Here is a 20,245-nt window from a genome sequence, read left to right on the forward strand (position 1 = left end):
GAGCAGGGCACTGCGGCGAGGTCTATCGGTCGGCGGGTAAAGGAAGACGAAAGCGGATCTTGATCTGGATTACGAGGACTTCGTTGCGCGCGCGGATGGGCCGCGGTGCCGCGTGAACTTGCGTGCTCTTGCGCGGCCTTCGCGCTACAGGACACCGACACGAGCCGCAGTTCCGGACATGCCGGGCCGGCCTCCCGGGGAGTGCATGACGGTTCCGGTCCCTATACCGAGAGACGGCCCGGCCGCCGCGGCCGAGCCGGGGCTGCGGGCCGAGATCCTGCCCGGCCTCGCGGCCGCCGAGCACCTGTGGCGCAGCCTGGAGGCGCGGGGCGGCACGCTCGCCACGCCCTATCAGCGCTTCGCCTGGGTCTCGGCCTTCGCCGAAACCCTGCCCGACCCCGCCGGCATCCGCGTGCTCGCCGTGCGCGACGCCTCCGGGCACCTGCTCTTGCTGCTGCCCCTGCGGCTGCGCCGGTTCGTGGGCATCCGCACTGCGGGCGTCATCGGCGGCGCCCAAGCGAACTTCCACCTGCCGCTCTTCGCCGGTCCCGGCGCGGCGGCACTCGCGCCCGAGGCTCTGCGGCGCGCCCTGCGGCGGGCGGGCCGTGCGGCCGGGATCGACGTGTTCGTGCTGGGGTTCCAGCCCCGCCACTGGGACGGCACGGCCAATCCCCTGGCGGAGGGGGCGCCGCCGGCCCCGAGCGACGCCTACGGCATGCGGCTCGGCCCCGACCCGGAGGCGAGCCTGCGCCGCGCCTTCAGCGCGGATGCCCGCAAGAAGCTGCGCGCGAAGGAGCGGCGCCTGAGCGAATCGCTGGGCCCCCTCGCCTATGTTCGGGCCGAGACGCCGGAGGAGCGCGCCGCCTGCCTCGAAGCCTTCCACGCGCAGAAGGCGGTGCGCCTCGCCGCGCTCGGCCTGTCCAATCCCTACGCCGATCCCGCCATCCGCGCCTTCTTGGAGCGGGCTGCCGCCGGCCCCGACCCGGCGATGGAGATCCACGCGCTGGTGGCGAGCCGCAGCGGCCGCGTGCTCGCGACCTTCGCGGGGGCGGTCGATGCGGCCCGGTTCAGCGGCATGCTGACGGCCTTCGATCCCGATCCGGAGGTGGCCCGCTCCAGCCCCGGCGACCTGTTGCTGCAGCACCTCGTGCGTGACCAGACCGCCCGCGGACGGCGCAGCCTCGATCTCGGGCTCGGCGAGGCGCGCTACAAGCAGAATACCTGCGACGAGATCATCGCGATCGCCCAGCCGGTCCTGCCCGTCACCCTGCGGGGCCGGGCCTACGCGCTGGCGGCGGCCGGGTTCATCCGGGTGAAGCGCCGGATCAAGCGCGATCCCCGCCTGCTCGGCCTGATCGGGCGCCTGCGCCGCCTGCGGGCGTGACGCCGCCCGCCGCGGCTCACGCCGCGGAGAGGCGCAGCTCCATCGGCTCCTCGGTCCGCGTAGGGCGGCGGGCCGGACGGTTGGCCGGTCGATCCTGGGCCACCAGCACCTGGCCGGCGCCCGCATCCTCGACGAGGCCGAACAGCTCGCCGAGCGCGGGATCGTCCGCCGAGGCGTTCGAGGCGAGGATCACGCTGTCCATCTGCGGGGCGAGCAGGGTCAGCAGGTCCAGTGCGTCCGGGGCGAGGCGCAGGCGGAAGACGATCCAGGCATAGGCCTCGGCGGTCGCGTCCACCGTGGTGGCCAGCACCTCGGGCTCGTCCAGCAGCACCTGCGTGTCGACGGAGCCGGTGGCGATCCGCTGCAGGCCGCCATCCGCCTGGATCACGTCCTGGAACGCCGCCTCGCCGGCGACGAGGTCGGTCAGGCCGGGCTCGTCCGCCTCCTCCTCCGGTCCGTTCAGATCGACCGCGAGCGTCGCGGCGTCCGCCGCGAGATGGCGTGCGAGCGCGTCCGGAAGATCGCCGTCCCGGCGCGGCTCGGTCTCGACCACCAGCACCGTCCGGCCCGCGGCCCGGCGCGGGCCGCGTCCGAGGCGGTCCACCAGCGGGCCGAGGGTGAAGGCGGCCGGACCCGGCGCGGCCGTGCGGTCCTCGGCCGGCGCCTCCGGGAACTCGGCCTCCGGGAACTCGGCCACGGGGGCAGCGTCGGGCGCGCCGCTGGCGGCCGGTCGGGCTGGGCGCTCGGGCACGTCGGCGTTGGCGGCCCCGCCGTCCCAGCGGTTCGGCGGCATCGCCTCGGGAAAGCCGTAGGGCTCGGCGCGCCGGACGGAGCGGCCGCGCCCGCCCGGGCCGTCGCCGCCCTCGGGCGCGTCGCCGTCCCAGGGCGCGTCTCCGCCGCGCGGCGCGCCGGGGCCCGGCTCGGCCAGGAGCCGCCGGCCGACGACCGCCCCGCTCGACAGCAGGAAGGCGAGCAGCGTCGAGAAGGCGAGGATCGGCAGCTTCTTCGGGAAGGAGGGCTGCTCGGGCCGCACCGCCCGCGAGACGATGCGGGCGTCGGCCGGCGTCGCGCTCTCGGCGTCGCGGGCGGCCGCCTCGCGGTAGCGGCCGAGATAGGATTCGAGCTGCTCGCGCTGCGCCTTGGCCTCGCGCTCGAGCGCGCGCAGCTCGACCTCGCTCGAATTGCCCTTCACCACCACGTCGCGCTGCCCGTCGACGGCGGCCTGCAGGCTCTCGACGCGGGATGAGGCGATGCGCGCGTCGTTCTCGAGGGTGCGCACGATCCGGTCGGCGGCCGCCTTGATCTGCGCGTCGAGTTCGCCGACCTGGGCGGTCAGCTCCTTGATGCGGGGATGGGCCGGCAGCAGCGTGCGCGACTCGAGCGCGAGCTGGGCGCGGACGGTGATCCGGCTCTCGATGGTGCGGCGGATCAGCTCGTTGTTGGCCACGTCCGGGATCTCGAAGGCGCGCCCGTCCTTGATCATCTCCTTGATCGACTTCACCCGGCCGGCGAGGTCGGCCTGGATGGTGCGGGCCTGCGAGAGTTGGGTCGAGAGCTCGCCGAGCTGCTGGCTGGTCAGGCGCTGGCCGGTCGCCGCGGCGGCGGCCACGAGCCCGTTCTTGGCCCGGAAGGCCTCGACCTTCGCCTCGGCCTCGGTGACGCGGCGGCGGAGCGTGTCGATGTTGCCGCCGAGCCAGGTCGAGGCGTAGCGGGCGGTGTCGACCTTGGCCGCCTCCAGCGAGCCGAGATAGATCTCGGCCACCGTGTTGGCACCGGATGCCGCGAGGTCCGGGTCGCGCGAGCGGAACTCGACCGTCAGGATGCGCGACTTGCCCGCCGGGTAGACCAGCAGGCGCTCCAGGAAGGCGTCGAGCACGCGCTCCTCGGCCGGGCGGTCGAGGGGGTTGCGGGCAAGCCCCATGAGCATCAGCGCCTGACGCAGGGGGCCGGGCGCCTCCGCCTCGGCGTCGAATTCCGGGTTGCCGACGAGCTTGAGCCGGCGCACCGCCTCGCGGGCGAGGTCGCGCGACATCATCACCTGCGCCTGGCTCGCGACCGCCTGCTCGTCGATCGGCGTCGTCTGGTCGGCGCGCTCCTGCGGGGTGCGGGCGAAGGCGGGGTCGCGGCTCTCCAGGAGGAGCTTCGCCTCCGCGGTATAGCGCGGCGGCACGACCTGCACGAAGGCGGCCGCCGCCACGGCGGCGGCCAGCGTCGGCAGCAGGATCCAGGCCCAGGAGCGGCGCAGCAGGCCCGGCAGCTCGGCCACGCTCACGCCCTCCCCTGAGGAGCGGCCTTCGTGTGTTGCGCGCGGGCTGGAGCGGGACATGGAGGGCCTTCGACGCGGTACGGGCGGACCTGCCGCCGGCCCCAACCATGCGCCGTTAAGGTTGAGCACCGGTTAAACGGGCTTTCGCGCCGCGTCCTGGACCCGATCCCGTGTCGTCCGGGTCAGTCTTCATTAACCCTGACGGCCTACACCAACGCTCATCTGGTCAATCCGACGGTCATGGTGTGATGAACCGGCGCGCTCTGCTCCTGGCACTGACTTCCAGCCTCGCCCTCGGCGGCTGTCTCCGGCCTGATTTCCGTACCGCGGATCTCGACGCCACGGGGACCGGCTCGATCGGTGCCCGCTACACGCTGGCGGCGGGCGACAAGCTGCGGGTGATCGTGTTCGGCCAGGACAACCTCTCGAACATCTACGCGGTGGACGGCGCCGGCCGCATCTCCATGCCGCTGATCGGCGTGGTCGGGATCGGCGGGCAGACCACCGCGCAGGCCGCACGCTCGATCGAGGCGAAGCTCGCGGCCGGCTACGTCCGCGAGCCCCACGTCACGGTCGAGGTCGATGCCTACCGGCCCTTCTACATCCTGGGCGAGGTCACGACATCGGGCCAGTACCCCTACGTCAATGGCATGACGGTGGAGAGCGCGGTCGCGATCGCGGCGGGATTCGGCCCGCGGGCCGCGCGCGACTACGCCGTGCTCACCCGCGCGGGCCCGGGCGGGCTCGTCAACGGCATCGTGCCCATGAGCTACCCGGTCCGGCCGGGCGACACGATCGTGATCAAGGAGCGGTTCTTCTGATCGCCGCCCCGGCGCCGCTGGGGCGTCAGGGCTGGGGCGTCAGGGCTGGGGCGGGTCGCTGCGCGTCGCGGTCCAGACGACGTGCCGCGGCCCGCTGTTCCCGTGCGCGGGGATCCTGGTCTCCACCACCGCGAAGCCGTGGCGCTTCAGGCGCGCCTTGAACTTGCGGTCCGGCGACCCCGACCAGACGCCGAGGACGCCGCCCGGCTTCAAGGCCCACCGCAGGCGCTTGAGGCCCCAGCCGTCGTAGAGCCGGTTGTTCGCCCGGCGCATCAGTCCCTCCGGCCCGTTGTCGACGTCGAGCAGGATGACGTCCCAGCCCGCCGCCTCGGACTGGATGAGGCGGTTCACGTCCGTCTCCTGCAGGCTGACGCGGGGATCGTCCAGGCAGCCCGCGAAGACCGGCGCCAGGGGCCCGCGCGCCCAGGCGGCGACCGCGGGCACCAGCTCGGCCACGACGATCCGCGCCTCCGGCCCCAGCGCCCGCAGCGCCGCCCGGAGCGTGAACCCCATGCCGAGGCCGCCGATGAGCACGCGCGGGGCGGCCACCGGGGGCAACTGCGCGCAGGCCAGGGCGGCCAGCGCCTCCTCCGAGGTGCCGCGCGTGCTGTTCATCAGCTCGATCTCGTCCACGACGATCGTGAACTCGTCGTCCCGCTGCATCAGCGCGAGGCTGCGGCCGCCCCCCGGGACGGGGCCGGTATCGAGGTGAACCCAGGCGGTCATGGGCGGCTTTCCGTGAGCCCGTCGCCGGCGCTGCCGGCGCGGGCGCTGCCGGGACGGGAGGCGGCAGGATCCGGCGCCGACGTCCGATACCGGCGGGCGCGCGTCAAGGCCGCGCGGCACACGGTCTCCCCTGCTCAAGCGCGGCTTGCCCAGCGCGGGCGGGAGCGTCTATCAGCGCGGCCATGGCCAAGCGTATCAAATCCCTGCCGCAGGAGCGCGGTTTCGTGCTCTTCGACGTCGTCTACGCGGACGGCAGCCGCGCCTCGAACCGGCGTGTCCCGGTCGAGATCCTGGGCGGCCTCGACGGCGACGCGCCGGCCGAGCAGCTCATCCTCGAGCAGGACCAGGAGATCGCCCGGAAGTCCGGGCGCCCGGCCCGCGAGATCCAGAGCCTGTCCCGCTCGCCGATCCCGAGCCCCAAGCTCATCGCCTGAGCCTGCGCCATCGCTCCGTCGGCATCCGTTAGGCCGCGTTTGGCGGCGACATCGCGGCCGAGGGGTGGGGCGCCGTGCGCGCCTGCAGCCAAGTGGTGAGCGGCTTCTCCACGAGAGCGTGGACGAGGAGCGCCACGAGGCACGACAGGACCAGCGAGATGGCCAGCATCGGCCAGAAGCCGAGCCTGTCGTGCAGCCCCGCCGCCATCCAGGCCTTGCGGAAGCCGAAGATCACGAAGGGGTGGCTCAGGTAGAGCGCGTAGCTGGCATCACCGAGCCGTGCGCCGATCCGGGTGATCAGCTGGCCGGGACCCGCGAGCCGCCACAGCGGCCCGAGCGCGGCGGCCGCGACGAGTAGCGCCGCCGGCACGCCCCAGCCGAGGACCCGCAGGCCCTCGTTCGGAGTGGTCCAGTCGAGGGCCTGATGCCCGGAGCCCATCGCGTCCCAGACAAGCGCGGCGACCGCGGTCGCGGCCAGCGCGCCGCGCACCGGCGCCGACAGGCGGACCCCGGCGCGGAGCAGCAGCGCGAGGCCCATGCCGAAGGCGAATTCGACGAGGATCGGGCGCGTCCAGAAGAAGGCGGCGGCGCCGAACGGTCCCTGCGGCACGGCCGGCACCAAGGCGCCGAGCAGCACCAGGGCGCCGAGCAGCGTGGCGACGCCCAGCACGGCGCGGTCGCGCGCGAACCCGATGAAAAGTGCGAAGACGCAGTAGAAGAACATCTCGTAGTTGAGCGTCCAGCCGAGCGTCAGGATCGGGCGCGGGATGCCGTCGCCGAAGGCGTCGGTCGGCCAGAAGGCGAAGGAGGCCAGGATGTCCGGCAACGCGGGCAGCACCTTGCCCTCGGTCGCGGCGGCGCGGATCAGCAGCGCGAGGTAGAGCCCGGTGAACAGCCAGTAGAGCGGCGCGATGCGCACGAGGCGCCGGCCGAGGAAGTGCCCGGCCGCGTCCGGACGGGAGAACAGCCGCTCCGAGCTGTAAACCATGATGAAGCCGGAGATGACGAAGAACAGGTCCACTCCCGCCCCCCAGGGCAGGGTGAAGATGCGCTCGAAATCGCCGCCGATCCTGACGCTCTGCACCTTGGCGTCGTGCTGGGCGTGACCGAAGGCCACGGTGAGCGCCGCGATGCCCCGCAGGATCTGGATGGGAACGATCTGGTTCATGGGGCCCCGACACGCTCCTGCGCGGCTCTCACGGGAGCGTAGGGCCCGGGGCTTAACGGGGGCTCTCGCCTCGGCCCGCATCCCGGAGCAGCGTTAAGCGTTCACCGCGGCTGCCCGGAGCGGGTCCGCAGCCACGCCCAGCGGGCAGCGTGCAGGCCCCAGACCATGCCGAGCATCATGTAGACGTGGCGCCACTTCTCGATGTCGATCTGGAAGGCCTGGAGGAAGAACATCAGCAGCGCCGGCCAAGCGATCTGGGCAAGGCGCTGGTAGGGGGATGGCGTCAGGCAGAGCCGGAACCCGACCCAGGCCGTCGCGAGCACGATGCCGAGGAACGCGAACCCGGCGATCCAGCCGCCGTTCGAGAAGGCGCCGATATAGGAGTTGTGCGGCTCCAGGTTGAAGACGCGGCGCCAGCGCAAGGGCCCGAAGCCCTCGGGCCGCTCCAGCAGCATCTCCATGCCCCGGCGCTGGTTGCCGAAGCGCCCGGTCTCGCCCTCGTCGTAGTCCTTCGTGGCGACGGCGCGGTCGCTGAATCGGGCCGCGATCCCGTCCACCGCGAAGAGGCTGCCGATCATCGCAGTCCCGCAGACCAGCGCCACGGCGCCGAGGCCCGCGATGCGGCGGCGCAGCGCCCGGGTCGGTGCGGTGATCCAGGCCATCGTGCTCATCAGGCCGATGCCGAGCACGCAGGCGGCCCAGGAGCCGCGCGAGAAGGACAGGAAGATGCAGGCTAGGATGACGAGGAGGCCCGTGAGCGAGCCGAGGACCCGGCGGGTGCGCCCGGTGATCAGGTTGTGGATCAGGTAGAGCGCCGCGAGGATCAGGAAGGAGCCCAGCAGGTTCGGGTCCTCGAACACGCCCGAGGCCCGCCCGTCCATCTTGAACAGGACGCCGTCGCCGAGCACGTCGAAGTAGCTGAGGATGCCGCAGACGGCGGCGAACAGGCAGCTCGCCAGATAGGCGTTCAGGGCGAACGCGACGCGCCGGTGGGTCTCGTCCGAGAAGAACATCACGAAAAAGACGCCGGTGACGATCAGGTAGACCGACTGGAAGGTCCATTCCCCCGGCAGCGTCTCGTCGAGATAGGGCATCAGCGCGAGGACGAGGCAGGTCCCGTAGATCAGGAGCAGCGCGAAGATCGGGAGTGCCGCCCGGTGGAAGCGGAGACCCAGCAGCGTCCAGAGCAGCAGGGTCGGGATCGCCACGAAATCGTAGGGCGAGGGTCGCAGGAAGGTGAAGCAGGTGAAGAACAGGAACAGCCAGAACAGGCCGTAGGCGAGCGACTCGAGTGCCGCGCGGACGGGCAGGCGGCCGAGCCGGGAGGCGCCCTGGGCCGGGCCGGAGGGGCTGCCCGATGCGGCGGTGATCGTGGCGTGCATCGGGCGGGGTCCGGACGCTTGCAGGCGTGAAGCGTGGGCAGGATCCACGAGCGCGCTCAGCAAAGCCTTAAGGGCCTTCGCCTGCGGCGTGCCGTCCGGGGCCGGAACCGCGGGATCGTTCCGCGGATTCGAGCCCGCATGGCCGTTCCCCACAGATACGAGGCGCCCCGGCGCCCGCGCGGCGCGAAGCCCGATCCGGCGCCCGCGCCCGACCTCGCCGCCAAGGCGCTCGCCGTGCACCGGCTGCTCTGCCCGGTCTACGGCTGCCCGATCCCCTATTTCCACGCCCTCGACCCGGTGAGCGAGCTGGTCTCCTCGCTGCTATCGCACCGCACGCGCAACGCGGATTCGGGACGCGCCTTCAAGGCGCTGCGCGCCCGCTACCCGGACTGGGCGGCGCTGATCGCGGCGCCGACCCCGGAGGTCGAGGCGACGATCGCGGGCGTGACGTGGCCGGAGCTGAAGGCGCCGCGCATCCAGGCGGTGCTGGCCGCCGTGCGGGAGCGGGCCGGCGCGCTCGATCTCGGGTTCCTCGCCGGGATGGAGGTGGAGGCGGCCCGCGCCTGGCTCGAGGCCATCCCGGGCATCGGCCCGAAGACCAGCGCTGCGGTGCTGAGCTTCTCGGTGCTCAGGATGCCGGCCCTGCCCGTCGACAGCCACCATCACCGTGTGGCGCAGCGCCTCGGCTTGATCGGCCCGCGGGTCGATGTCGGCCCCGCGCACCCGATCCTGCGGGCGCAGCTGCCCGCGGCCTGGAGCGCGCAGGACCTCTACGACAACCACGAGATCCTGATGCTGCACGGGCAGCGCGTCTGCCACCACCGCAACCCGGCCTGCGGCCGGTGCGTGCTCGCCGCGATCTGCCCGAGCGCGCGGGTCGTGTCGCGGGGTTCCGAGGGGCCCGAGGCCCCTTTCGGCGCCTAAAGGCACTGCAGGCGGGGTCCGGGGCGCGCAGGCCCGGGATTGGCCTCTCCGGCCCAGCTCTGCCGGGTCGAAGAGGCCAAATGCAGGACTCTGCCCTGCACCCGCCAAAGGTCTTCGACCCTTGGGACCCACGACCACCCGCGCCCAAGCTTGACCCCGTCCCTGCCACCTGATCAGAAGCCGGGTCCCGCCAGGTCGGCGGGCCTCAGTGAGGCGGGGTAGGCGCGCGATGGCCGCGTTCAACGAATTGGTGTTCTCCGGCGTGCAGCCGACCGGGAACCTGCATCTCGGCAATTATCTCGGCGCCATCAAGCGCTTCGTGGAGATGCAGACACGCGACGCGCAGTGCCTCTACTGCGTCGTCGACATGCACGCGATCACGCTCTGGCAGGACCCGCAGGCCTTGCGCGGCCAGATCCGCGAGGTCACGGCCGCGTTCCTCGCTGCCGGCATCGACCCGACGCGCTCCATCGTCTTCAACCAGAGCCAGGTGCCGGCCCATGCCGAGCTCGCCTGGATCTTCAACTGCGTCGCCCGCATCGGCTGGCTCAACCGCATGACGCAGTTCAAGGACAAGGCCGGCAAGGACCGCGAGAACGCCTCGGTCGGCCTCTACGCCTACCCGGTGCTGATGGCCGCCGACATCCTGGCCTACCGGGCGACGCACGTCCCCGTGGGCGAGGACCAGAAGCAGCACCTCGAGCTGACCCGCGACATCGCCCAGAAGTTCAACACCGATTTCGCCGGCTCGATCGCGGCCCACGGCCACGGCGAGGACGGGTTCTTCCCCGTGACCGAGCCGCTGATCGGCGGCCCGGCCGCGCGGGTGATGTCGCTGCGCGACGGCGCGAAGAAGATGTCGAAGTCCGACGCCTCCGACAATTCGCGCATCAACCTCACGGACGACCAGGACCTGATCGCCCAGAAGGTGCGCAAGGCCAAGACCGACCCGGACCCCCTCCCCTCGGAGGCGGAAGGTCTGAAAGGCCGGCCCGAGGCCGACAACCTCGTGGGCATCTACGCGGCGCTCGCCGAGACGACCCGCGAGGCGGTGCTGGCGCAGTATGGCGGCGCGCAGTTCTCGGCCTTCAAGGGCGCGCTGGTCGATCTCGCGGTGGAGAAGCTCGCGCCGATCAACGCCGAGATGAAGCGCCTGACCGCCGATCCCGGCCATATCGACGCGGTGCTGGCCGACGGCGCCGCGCGGGCCGAGGCCATCGCGGCTCCGACCCTCGACGCCGTCAAGGACATCGTCGGCTTCGTGCGCCGCACGCGGCTTGCCGCGGTCTGAGACCGAGGACGCCTCAGGGCTGCGTCCTGAGGCCGCCCGCGTTGCGTGCCAGCACCACGCCCTGCCCCGGCACGCTCTCGCGGCCCTTAGCGTCCCGGGCGGTCGCGCCTCGGGCTGCGGCCTTGCGGGCCGCGAACAGCAGCACCGCGGCAAGCCCGAGCATCGCCCCGTCGAAGCCGAGGATCACCGCATCGGCCCCCCCGGCGCCGGCGATCCGCATTCCATCGGCCACGGCGACGCCCGCGTAGAGCGCCGCGCAGGCGGAGAGCATCTCCGACCACGCCCGCCCCTGCGGGCGCAGGACGCCCGCGAGGCCGACCGCGACCCAGACGGCGAAGAACGCCCGCACCTCCCACTCGGCCCGGGCCGCGAGGTCGACCGGTAGCAGGCGGTTGGCGAGGAAGAAGGCGGCGATCCCCGCGGGCAGGCCGGCGATCGCCGCGATGTTGAGCCCCCGCACCAGGCGCAGGCCGAAACCCGGCTTCTCGCCGGGCTTGGGCACCCGCGCGACCGCCCAGAGCAGCAGCCCCGTCGCCACCATCGCGCTCCCGGTGAGGCCGGACAGGAAGAACAGCAGCCGCAGGACCGGGCCGGCGAAATGCGCCTCGTGCAGGCCGACCATCGTCGAGAAGGTCTTTGTCGCGGGCCTCAAGGCGCCCTGGCGGACCTCCAGGATCGCGCCGGTCGTCCCGTCGAAGGCGACCTGCGGGTGCTCGTGCGAGAGCCCGTGCGGCTCCTCGAACACCGCCACCACCGTGGCGTTGGCATCCCGCGGGTTCTGGATCGCGATCCGCTCCAGCGTCTCCGGCACCGCGGCGACGGCCTGGAGCACCATGGGCCCGATCGGCGCCAGCGTGCCGGGCCGCCCGGCGGGCGGGCGCGGCTTCGTGATCTGGCCGGATTCGTGGAAGAGCGCTTGGGCGTTGCCGTCGTAGGCGGTGCGCACGCCCCAGGGCATGTACATGATCGCCAGGGTGACGATGCCCGTGTAGGTGATCATCAGGTGGAAGGGCAGCGCCAGCACGCCGGTGAGGTTGTGCGCGTCGAGCCAGCCGCGCTGGGCGGACTTCGCGCCGCGCCGGAAGGTGAAGAAATCGGCGAAGATGCGCCGGTGTGTGACGACGCCGGAGACCAGCGCCACCAGCATGATCATGGCGCAGATGCCGACGATCCAGCGACCCCAGAGCGGGGCCATGTGCAGCTCGAAGTGGAAGCGGTAGAGGAAGTCGCCGCCCTTGGTGTCGCGGACGCGCGCCGGCTCCCCGGTCGCGGGGTCGAGCAGGACGTGGCCGGTCGGACCGCCGGGCCGGGTCCGCCAGAACAGCTCGGTCACCGGCCGGTCGGGGCGCGGCGGCGTGACGAACCACCCCCGCGCCTCGGCCGCGTGGACCTGCATGTAGGCGACGCCGCGCTCGACGGCCGCCGCGACGGCCTCCGGCGCGAGCGGCTCCCGGGCCACGAGCTCCGGCTGCATCCAGCGCGCGATCTCCGGCTTGTAGTAGCTCGCCGTGCCGGTGACGAAGACCGCGAACAGCACCCAGCCGACCACGAGGCCGGACCAGGCGTGCAGCCACGCCATCGATTGCCGGAAACCGTTGCGCATGATCGGACCTTACCAGCGGTAGCGCAGGGTGGCGAAGACGGTGCGGGGCAGGCCGTAATAGCAGCCCTGGTAGCCGAAGCAGCCGGTGACGTAGCGCTCGTCGAGCAGGTTCTGGGCGTTGAGCTGGAACTGGAAGCCCTGCAGCGTCGCGTCGAGGTGTTTCAGGTCGTAGGAGAGCACCGCGTCCACCAGCACGCTCTCGGGCACCTTGAAGGTGTTGGCGAGGTCGCCCCAGGACGGCCCGAGATAGCGCACGCCGCCGCCGATCCCGAGACCGAGGAGCGGGCCTTCGCTGAAGCGGTAATCCACGAAGAGTGAGGCGGTCGAATCCGGAACCAAGTAGGGCCGGCGGCCGAGCAGCGGGACCTGCTGGCCGGTGAGGTCGTTGCGGGTCGTCCCGATGTCGCGGGTGGTGCGGATGTCGATGAGCGAGAAGCCGCCGACGAGGTTGAGGTTCTCGGTGATGTTGGCGCGCGCCTCGAACTCGATGCCCTGGACGCCGACCTCGCCGGTCTGGACCACGAAGCCGGGATTGGCCGGGTCGGCGTTCGTGGCGTTCTGGCGCCGGATGTCGAAGGCCGCGGCGGTGAGCAGGATATCGGTGCCGGGCGGCTGGTACTTGATGCCGGCCTCGTACTGGTTGCTCGTGACCGGATCGGGGATGCGCCCCGCCGTGCCGAAGGTCCTGTCGAAGATGCGCCCCGACGTGATCGGCTCGAACGCCTCGCTGTAGGAGACGTAAGGGGCGATGCCGTTGTCGAAGAGGTAGAGCAGGCTCGCCCTGCCGGTGAAGGCGTCGGAGGGGACGTCCTGGTTGGCCACTGCGCCCGTCGCGATGGTTCGGGTCGGACCCGACTGGCGGGCGATGTCGTAGCGGCCGCCGAGCGTCAGCAGCAGCCGGTCGAACTTCACCTGATCCTGGAAGTACACGCCCGTCTGCGTCGAGCTGATCCGGGCGTCCGAGACGAAGGGCGGCGCCGGGATGTTCATCGCGTAGTTCGGCGCCAGCACGTTCAGGTCAGGCGCCGAGGGGAACTGGCTCGTCAGCGACCGGGTCTCGAAGGTGCGGTGGTCGACGCCGACCAGCACGGTGTGTCCGAACATCCCCGTGTCGAAATTCGCTACGACGTTGTTGTCCATCGTGTAGGCGTCGATGCCGACCTGGGTGGCGATGCGCGCCCGCGGGATCAGCGGCCCGCTGGCGAAGGGCCCGTTCTGGTCCGCGAAGGCGCTGTAGACGCTGCGGTAATCGCCCTCCGAGCGCAGGTAGCGGCCGGCGGAGTGGAAGCGCAGGTTCTCGTTGACCCGGTGGTCGAACAGGTAGCTGATTGAGGCCTGCGTCCGGTCCGAGCGCTCGAAGTTGCGGTCGCCGTCGTAGAAGTCGACCGGGAGGCGGCCGGTGATCCCGCTGCCGAAGTTGCGCGCGAAGACCGTGCCGACCGCCGGGAAGCCGCCGTAGAAACCGGAGAACGGGTCGCGCTCGTAGTTGCCGATCACGGTGAGCTGCGTGTCGGCGGAGGGACGCCAGGTGACGCTCGGATTGATGAAGAAACGCTCGACCTGCGTGGTCACCGCGGGGCCGTCACCCTTCCAGCCGAGGCCGACGACGCGGTAGGCGAACTGGTCGGCCAGGGGGCCGGCCTCGGCCGTGAGCGGACCGCCGACGTCGAAGCCGCCCCGCACCTCGTTGAAGCCGCCGCCCTGCACGAAGAGCTCGCCGTGCCGGACGAATTGCGGGACCTTGGAGACGAGGTTGACGATGCCCCCCGGTCCCGATTGGCCGTAGAGCACCGAGGCCGGGCCCTTGATGACGTCGACCCGCTCCAGCCGAAAGGGATCGACGGTCGGGAAGGCGTCGCGGTTGCCGGGCAGCGGCAGGCCGTCGAGGAAGAGGGGCGCCGTGAAGCCGCGGATGTAGAACTGTTCGAGCCGGGTCGAGCCGGCGCCGCCGCGCTGCTCGGTCGTGACGCTCGGCGTGTAGCGCAGGGCCTGGTTGATCGTGAGCGCGTTCTGGTCCTCGATCTGCTTGCGGCCGATCACGGAGACCGACTGCGCCGTCTCGAGGATCGGCGTGTCGGTCTTGGTGCCGACCGTGCTGCGGCTGGCGACGTAGCCCGGCACCGCGCCGCTCGCCCCGCCCGGCCCGTAGAGCGCACCGCCGAGGGTGCGCACGCCCTGCCCCGTGACGCTCAGCTCCGCCAGCTCGATCTCGGTCCCGACCGCGGCCTGAGCCCAGGCCGCCGTTGGGAGCGCCAGAGCAAATGTTGTCGAGAGAAGCGCTATCCGCAGCGAGCCGTTTAGAGTCGTTACGGAGTTCATCCCTGTCGTGGAGGGGCGGTTCGTCTTCATTATCTCGACCTCGATGCGACGATCGGATGCTCTCATCGTCGCAATTACGCTGGCGTCACGCGGACGTGATCGACCTGATACCAAGAATGCACCCCTTTCCAAGTGCTATGTTATGTAATTATTCTAGATACAAAGCCGCCTCCGGCCGTCTTCGCGCGACCCGGCGGGGGCGGATATCCGCGGCGCGGAGCCGTCGACAGCGGCGTTCCGAGGGCGGATCCTGTCGGCCCGCGCAGGCATCACGGAGAACCCCATGAGCGATCCGGCCGACGAGCCGTACGATCTGCGCCGCTTCGTGGCGGCGCAGCGTGACGTCTACGACACAGCTCTGGCCGAGCTGCGGGCGGGTGCCAAGCGCAGCCACTGGATGTGGTTCATCTTCCCGCAGGTCGCCGGGCTCGGCCGCAGCCCGATGGCCGAGCGCTACGCCATCGCCTCGCTCGCCGAGGCGCGGGCCTATCTCGCCCACCCGCTGCTCGGGCCGCGGCTGCTCGCCTGCACGCGGGCCGCGAACGGGCATCCGGGCCTCTCGGCCCGCGCCCTGTTCGGCTCGCCCGACGACATGAAGTTCCGCTCCAGCATGACCCTGTTCGGCCGCGCCGACCCGGACGAGCCGGCCTTCGGCGCGGCGCTCGCGGCGTTCTTCGACGGGGAGCCCGACCCGCTCACCCAGGAGCTGCTGGGGGCGGCGTGAGAGGAGGCCGGCCCTGGTGGGTCGCCGCCGCGCGAACCCCGGGCCCGCCCGGTCCGTTGTCCCGAACGGAAACGCTCAGCCGCAGGACGGACCCGCCATGACGATCAATCTCTCCCTCATCCGCAGCCACATGGAGGTGGTGGGCCCGGACGGCAGCCATGTCGGCACCGTGGACGCGGTCGAGGGCCGGCGGATCCGGCTGACCCGCAAGGACCCGGCGGCCCACGGCCAGCACCACAGCTTCGACGCCGACCTCGTCGCCGCGGTCGATGACAAGGTCCGGCTCAACACCACGGACCTCGCGGCCGGCGGCTGAGGGTTCAGAGCGGGTCGTAGCCGGGCTTGCGGTAGAGGCTGTCCATCCGGGCGGCGATCTCGGGGCGGTAGACCTGCTCCGCCCAGGCTTCCGGCGCGACGTCCTCGATCGCGACCGAGACCGCCTTCTCGGAACAGCCCGAACTCGCCATCAGGGCCTGGGTCAGCGCCTCGGCGATCTCGGCCTTCTGCGCCTCGGATTTGCCGGCATAGAGCTTGACGACGATGTGGGGCATGTCCGGTCCGGTCTCCGCTGGGGGGCGGCGCTCCGCATAGCGCGCGCCGCCCGCCCGCTCCAAGTCGCCGAGGCGTTCAGGCCTCGCCGCGGGCGACGAGGGCCTCGTACTCGGAGACCTCCAGCCGGCCCTCCCGGGCGACGCGGGCCTTGTCGTCGTCGCTGATCACGTCGCCGGCCAGGTCCAGGCGCTTCCAGGCGGCGAGCGGGGTCTCGCGATCCGGCCGCGGCACGTACTTGTTCTGCTCGATCTTCCGGTACTTGTGGATATAGCGCGGGCAGTTGACCCAGATCTTCGTCACGTCCACCCGGACGACGTACTTCGCCTCCGTGTACGCGGACAGAAGCGGGTCGTCGCGCATCAGGCGGGCGTGGCCCTGCACGCGGACGCGGTGCGGCGTCTCGAAGTCGATGAACAGCAGGCCGACCTTGGCCTGACCCTCGATGTTGCCCATCGAGTAGAACATGCCGTTGCCGTCGAAGCCCGGGAAGGCGAGCGTCGTCTGGTCCACGACCTTCACGAAGCCGGTGCCGCCGCCCTTGTAGGACACGGTGGGCATCCCGTCCGGATCGACGGTCGAGAGGAAGAACATGTCGCGGCTGCCGATGAAGGCGGCCTCGTCGGGCTGGATGGTCTCGTGCACCCAGTCGGTGTCGAGGCGGTTCGCCAGCTTGACCGTGCCGAACTCCTCCTGGAGCGCGCGGTGCGCGTCCGAGTAGAGCGATGCCATTGTAGCGTCTCCTCCGGAGCCTCGTCCTCGGGCCCTTGAGAGCGGTGTTTAGGCCAAGCCCCGCCCATGAGAAAGGCCGGTGCCGCTTCCACGACACCGGCCCCAGGGCACGACGGTGGAGGCCGAGCGAAGCACGGCCTCCGAAGTTCCAAATCAATTCTTGGACTTGTCGACGAGGGCCTTCTCGGAGATCCACGGCATCATGCCGCGGAGCTTGGCGCCGACCTCCTCGATCGGGTGGGCGGCGAGCTTGGCGCGGGTGGCCTTGAACGAGGTCTGGCCGACCTTGTTCTCCAGCATCCAGTTGCGGGTGAAGATGCCCGACTGGATGTCGTTGAGGACGCGCTTCATCTCGGCCTTGGTCTCGGGGGTCACGATGCGCGGGCCGGTCACGTACTCGCCGTACTCGGCGGTGTTCGAGATCGAGTAGTTCATGTTGGCGATGCCGCCCTCGTAGATGAGGTCGACGATCAGCTTCACCTCGTGCAGGCACTCGAAATAGGCCATCTCGGGGGCGTAGCCCGCCTCGACGAGCGTCTCGAAGCCGGCCTTGATCAGCTCGACGAGGCCGCCGCAGAGCACGGCCTGCTCACCGAACAGGTCAGTCTCGCACTCCTCCTTGAAGGTCGTCTCGATGATGCCAGCGCGGCCGCCGCCATTGGCCGAGGCGTAGGAGAGGCCGAGGTCGTGGGCGTTGCCGGAGGCGTCCTGCGCGATGGCGATGAGCGTCGGCACGCCGCCGCCCTTGAGGTACTCGCCGCGCACGGTGTGGCCGGGGCCCTTCGGGGCGACCATCAGCACGTCGAGGTCCTTGCGGGGCTCGATCAGGTTGAAGTGCACGTTGAGACCGTGCGCGAACAGGAGCGCGGCGCCCTGCTTCATGTTCGGCTCCAGCGACTCCTTGTAGATGTCGCCCTGCAGCTCGTCGGGGGTGAGCATCATCACCACGTCGGCCTGCTTGGCGGCGTCGGCCACGTTCATGACCTTGAAGCCCTCGGCCTCGGCCTTCTTGGCGGTGGCCGAGCCCTCGCGCAGCGCGATGACGACGTCCTTCACGCCGGAATCGCGCAGGTTGAGCGCGTGGGCATGGCCCTGGGAGCCGTAGCCGACGATGACGACCTTCTTGCCCTTGATCAGGTTCAGGTCGGCGTCGCGATCGTAGTAAACACGCATGTCAGTCTTCCTTTCTCGAAGCTCGGTGTCCGGGGTTCAGGCCCGGCCGTACAGGGCCAGGAACTGCTCGACGGCGCGACCCGCATCGCGCCGGATCTCGCCGGCGTCGAGGGGGAGCGCGTCGCCGAGCAGGAGGCGGATCTGGATGTCGCGGCCGGCCAGACCGAAGAAGGTCCGGAAGGCCGCCTCGGTGTCGTCGAAGGCCAGCAGCCCGGCCGCGCGGCCCGCCTCCAGCACGGGTTTGACCCGCTCGCCGATGGCGAAACGCCCGTTCGCCAGCACGATGGCGCCGAGGTTGCTCTTGCGCGAGCCGGCATGGCCGATCGCCAAGCGGTTGAGCGCGACCGAAGTATCGCTCGCGATCACCTTCAGCCAAGTCGCGGCGAAGTCCTGAAGGCTCTCGCGCAGGGTGGCCACGTCGAGGGCGTTCAGGGCGTAGCGGCCGGCATGGACTCGCGAGGCTTGCCAGCGAACGGTCGCGGTGAGCAGCCCGTCGCGGTCGCCGAACCACTTGTAGAGCGTCTCCTTCGAGCAACTGGCCCGGCGCGCCACCGCGTCCATGGTGAGCTGGTCGCCCTCCTCCACCATCAGCGCGAGCACGGCATCGAGCACCGCCTGCTGGCGGGCGGAGGGCATCTCGGCGGCGGTCTCGGGGACCGTCTCGTCCGGTCTGGTGAGGCTCGGCTGCATCGGCTGCTTGGCAGTACCGTACCGTACGGTACGGCATCGCTCTAAGCCGATTCGCCCCCTTCGGCAAGGGGGCGCGTTCGGGATCAGCGCGGCAGGTCGAGCCCCTCGCGGGCGAACACCGCCTGCACCGCAGGGCGCTCGGCCATGGCGCGGGCATGCGCCGTCCAGGCCGGGAAGCGCTCGGCCATGTCGAACCGGCAGGCCGGGCCGCGGCCCCAGGTCCAGAACAGCAGCAGGTAGGGATCGACCACGCTGAAATGGCCGCCGACCGCCCAGCCGCCGTTCGAGAGGCGCACCTCCGTCATGGTGCAGAGGTCGCCGAACGCGTCGAGGGCCTTGGCCTGGATGCCCGGAAATGCCGCCTCGTCGGCGGTGTAGCGCTCGGGCCGGCGGATATGCGCGTAGGTCGTGTGGTGGTTGGTGGAGAGCCAGGCCAGCCACTCGTCGGCGACCGCCTGCTCGCGCGGGTCCGCGGGCCAGAGGGCGGGATGGAGGCGCGCGACGTGGCGCAGGATCGCGGTGTTCTCGGTAAGCACCCAGTCGCCGGTCACGAGGGCGGGCACCCGGCCGCGCTCGTTCACCGCGAGGTAGCGGGCGGAGCGCTGGTCGCCGGCCTGCAGGTTGAGCCGCTCCGTCTCGAACGGGTGGCCGGCCTCCTCCAGGGCAATGTGGGAGGCGAGCGAGCAGGCGCCGGGGGCGTAGTAGAGGGTGGGTGTGGTCATGGGGCGGGATGCTCACCTTCGTGTGGCGTCGCGTTCGCCTTAGCGGCCCAGGCTCATCCCGAGAAGGTCCGCAGCTTGCCGCGCACCTCCGCGACAACCGCATCGGGCACCGTGCCGAGATGTCTCAGGATCCGCGTGGCCCGGTCGATGGATCGAACCTGATCGACCAGCACGGCGCCTTCGACAGCCAGGCCGGGCGGCAGGAACATCTTGGTCGGCCAGGGATGCGGATTGCGCGTGATCGGGCAGACGATCACGCGCCGCGTCAGCACGTTCATATCCGGGTCCGAGACGACGAGGGCCGGACGGATGCCGTCCTGCTCTGTGTCGCGGACCGGACTGAGATCAACGAAGAGGCGTTCGCCCGGACCCGGTCGCCAATCAGTACGGGTCGTTGGGGTCATCGATGATCTCGGAGCCGCGATCGCGACCCCAATCGACGGTCGGTGGTTCGGCCTCGGGACCGAGCCGACGCATCTCGGCGATCATCTCCGCCATCGTGTAGACCGGCAGGCCGTCGACGTAGCGGCGGCCGGTCCATTGCTGCGGCTCGGCTTACGGTTTGGAGACGATCTCCACCGTTTCGCCCTCGCGAATGCCGAATTCCTCGGCTTCCGCTGGGTCGAGCCGGACGATGAGGTCGTCGCCCCAGCGAAGGACTTTGGATTCCATCGCGCAGGCCTGCGGGAGCCGGCGCGCGGGCCGCGCCGCCGGAGATACGTGTCCGATCCTACAACGGCTCGGCGCCGCGGCCCATCGCCGAGATGCCGGTGCGGCAGGTCTCCACCAGGCCGATCACCGTCATCAGGCGCACGAAGCGGTCGATCTCCTCGGTGGTGCCGGTGAGTTCGAACACGAAGGAGTTCAGCGTGGCGTCGAGCGTCTTGGCGCCGAAGGCGGCGGCCAGCCGCAGCGCCTCGCTGCGGTGCTCGCCCTGGCCCGCGACCTTCACCAGGCAGATCTCGCGCTCGATGGCGTTGCCCTGGAGCGTCAGGTCGACGACCCGGTGCACCGGCACCAGCCGGTCGAGCTGCGCCTTGATCTGCTGGATGACCGCGTCGGTGCCCGAGGTCACGATGGTGATGCGCGAGATGTGGCGCTCGGCCTCCGTCTCGGACACCGTCAGGCTCTCGATGTTGTAGCCGCGGCCTGAGAACATGCCGGAGATGCGGGCCAGCACGCCCGGCTCGTTGTCGACGATCACCGCGAGCGTGTGGCGGTTGACCGGCTCGACCTTCACCGGATCGGGGTAGTGGGTGTTCATCGCGTTCATGGCCTCGTCTCTCCCGCCTCTCTTATCGGCCGCACCGCCCCGCGGTGAACCGTTTTCTGAACCC

Annotated in this window: 20 protein-coding genes; 7 read left to right on the forward strand and 13 right to left on the reverse strand. The window is 71.1% G+C overall.

Translation table 11 applies throughout. From position 1 onward, the window contains the following. Positions 1 to 205 precede the first annotated feature (205 nt). A complete protein-coding gene (locus tag DK427_RS21330) occupies positions 206 to 1,384 on the forward strand; it encodes a GNAT family N-acetyltransferase (RefSeq protein ID WP_109953122.1) in 1,179 nt (392 codons plus the stop codon). A 16-nt stretch (positions 1,385 to 1,400) separates the two neighbouring features. On the opposite strand, the gene DK427_RS21335 is transcribed toward DK427_RS21330, so the two are convergent. Further along, entirely contained in the window at positions 1,401 to 3,710 is a 2,310-nt protein-coding gene (locus DK427_RS21335) for a GumC family protein (protein ID WP_109953123.1), read from the reverse strand. A gap of 188 nt (positions 3,711 to 3,898) precedes the next feature. Between DK427_RS21335 and DK427_RS21340 the strand changes: the two genes are divergently transcribed. Next, the gene (locus tag DK427_RS21340; RefSeq protein WP_109953124.1) at positions 3,899 to 4,471 is read left to right on the forward strand and encodes a polysaccharide biosynthesis/export family protein; all 573 of its coding nucleotides are present in this window, start codon (positions 3,899 to 3,901) and stop codon (positions 4,469 to 4,471) included. A gap of 39 nt (positions 4,472 to 4,510) precedes the next feature. Here DK427_RS21340 and DK427_RS21345 read toward each other — a convergent pair whose 3' ends face one another. Next, positions 4,511 to 5,197: a spermidine synthase gene (locus tag DK427_RS21345; protein ID WP_109953125.1), complete on the reverse strand. Its 687-nt coding sequence runs from the start codon at positions 5,195 to 5,197 to the stop codon at positions 4,511 to 4,513. A 182-nt stretch (positions 5,198 to 5,379) separates the two neighbouring features. Between DK427_RS21345 and DK427_RS21350 the strand changes: the two genes are divergently transcribed. After that, positions 5,380 to 5,631, forward strand: a complete 252-nt coding sequence (locus DK427_RS21350; protein ID WP_109953126.1) for a hypothetical protein — start codon at positions 5,380 to 5,382, stop codon at positions 5,629 to 5,631. A 28-nt stretch (positions 5,632 to 5,659) separates the two neighbouring features. Here the strand turns inward: DK427_RS21350 and DK427_RS21355 are convergent, their stop codons facing one another. Both DK427_RS21355 and DK427_RS21360 read right to left on the reverse strand, forming a co-directional pair. Further along, positions 5,660 to 6,799: an acyltransferase family protein gene (locus DK427_RS21355; RefSeq protein WP_245930667.1), complete on the reverse strand. Its 1,140-nt coding sequence runs from the start codon at positions 6,797 to 6,799 to the stop codon at positions 5,660 to 5,662. Positions 6,800 to 6,900: 101 nt separating this feature from the next. Further along, positions 6,901 to 8,181 carry an O-antigen ligase family protein gene (locus DK427_RS21360; RefSeq protein ID WP_109953127.1) on the reverse strand — a complete coding sequence of 427 codons (1,281 nt, stop codon included), beginning with the start codon at positions 8,179 to 8,181 and terminating at the stop codon, positions 6,901 to 6,903. A 138-nt stretch (positions 8,182 to 8,319) separates the two neighbouring features. On the opposite strand from DK427_RS21360, the gene DK427_RS21365 reads away from it, so the two are divergent. Next, the gene (locus tag DK427_RS21365) at positions 8,320 to 9,105 is read left to right on the forward strand and encodes an endonuclease III domain-containing protein (RefSeq protein ID WP_109953128.1); all 786 of its coding nucleotides are present in this window, start codon (positions 8,320 to 8,322) and stop codon (positions 9,103 to 9,105) included. Between the two features lie 229 nt (positions 9,106 to 9,334). After that, entirely contained in the window at positions 9,335 to 10,396 is a 1,062-nt protein-coding gene (trpS, locus tag DK427_RS21370; RefSeq protein WP_109953129.1) for a tryptophan--tRNA ligase, read from the forward strand. Between the two features lie 13 nt (positions 10,397 to 10,409). On the opposite strand, the gene DK427_RS21375 is transcribed toward trpS, so the two are convergent. Together DK427_RS21375 and DK427_RS21380 are read right to left on the reverse strand one after the other, a co-directional pair. Beyond that, the gene (locus DK427_RS21375) at positions 10,410 to 11,999 is read right to left on the reverse strand and encodes a PepSY-associated TM helix domain-containing protein (RefSeq protein WP_109953130.1); all 1,590 of its coding nucleotides are present in this window, start codon (positions 11,997 to 11,999) and stop codon (positions 10,410 to 10,412) included. Positions 12,000 to 12,008: 9 nt separating this feature from the next. Further along, complete coding sequence (locus tag DK427_RS21380) at positions 12,009 to 14,318, reverse strand: TonB-dependent siderophore receptor (protein ID WP_204165211.1); 2,310 nt, start codon at positions 14,316 to 14,318, stop codon at positions 12,009 to 12,011. Positions 14,319 to 14,601: 283 nt separating this feature from the next. Between DK427_RS21380 and DK427_RS21385 the strand changes: the two genes are divergently transcribed. Together DK427_RS21385 and DK427_RS21390 are read left to right on the forward strand one after the other, a co-directional pair. Beyond that, complete coding sequence (locus DK427_RS21385) at positions 14,602 to 15,042, forward strand: DUF1810 domain-containing protein (protein WP_109953132.1); 441 nt, start codon at positions 14,602 to 14,604, stop codon at positions 15,040 to 15,042. Positions 15,043 to 15,139: 97 nt separating this feature from the next. Next, complete coding sequence (locus tag DK427_RS21390; protein WP_109953133.1) at positions 15,140 to 15,358, forward strand: DUF2171 domain-containing protein; 219 nt, start codon at positions 15,140 to 15,142, stop codon at positions 15,356 to 15,358. 4 nt (positions 15,359 to 15,362) lie between these two features. On the opposite strand, the gene DK427_RS21395 is transcribed toward DK427_RS21390, so the two are convergent. From DK427_RS21395 to ilvN, 7 genes are all read right to left on the reverse strand, one after another. Next, positions 15,363 to 15,593, reverse strand: a complete 231-nt coding sequence (locus tag DK427_RS21395) for a tautomerase family protein (protein ID WP_109953134.1) — start codon at positions 15,591 to 15,593, stop codon at positions 15,363 to 15,365. A 76-nt stretch (positions 15,594 to 15,669) separates the two neighbouring features. After that, entirely contained in the window at positions 15,670 to 16,323 is a 654-nt protein-coding gene (locus tag DK427_RS21400; RefSeq protein WP_109953135.1) for a pyridoxamine 5'-phosphate oxidase family protein, read from the reverse strand. A 153-nt stretch (positions 16,324 to 16,476) separates the two neighbouring features. Then, positions 16,477 to 17,496, reverse strand: a complete 1,020-nt coding sequence (gene ilvC / locus DK427_RS21405; protein ID WP_109953136.1) for a ketol-acid reductoisomerase — start codon at positions 17,494 to 17,496, stop codon at positions 16,477 to 16,479. Positions 17,497 to 17,532: 36 nt separating this feature from the next. Further along, on the reverse strand, positions 17,533 to 18,186 hold the full coding sequence (locus tag DK427_RS21410; RefSeq protein WP_109953137.1) for a TetR/AcrR family transcriptional regulator C-terminal domain-containing protein: 654 nt from the start codon (positions 18,184 to 18,186) through the stop codon (positions 17,533 to 17,535). Positions 18,187 to 18,269: 83 nt separating this feature from the next. Next, entirely contained in the window at positions 18,270 to 18,908 is a 639-nt protein-coding gene (locus tag DK427_RS21415) for a glutathione S-transferase family protein (protein ID WP_109953138.1), read from the reverse strand. 53 nt (positions 18,909 to 18,961) lie between these two features. Next, entirely contained in the window at positions 18,962 to 19,312 is a 351-nt protein-coding gene (locus DK427_RS21420; RefSeq protein ID WP_109953139.1) for a type II toxin-antitoxin system PemK/MazF family toxin, read from the reverse strand. Between the two features lie 326 nt (positions 19,313 to 19,638). Further along, positions 19,639 to 20,181 (reverse strand): acetolactate synthase small subunit, encoded by a 543-nt coding sequence (gene ilvN, locus DK427_RS21430; protein WP_109953140.1) that lies wholly within the window; start codon positions 20,179 to 20,181, stop codon positions 19,639 to 19,641. Between the last annotated feature and the right edge of the window lie 64 nt (positions 20,182 to 20,245).

It is taken from the genome of Methylobacterium radiodurans (genome assembly GCF_003173735.1).
GTDB classification, from domain to species: Bacteria; Pseudomonadota; Alphaproteobacteria; order Rhizobiales; family Beijerinckiaceae; genus Methylobacterium; species Methylobacterium radiodurans.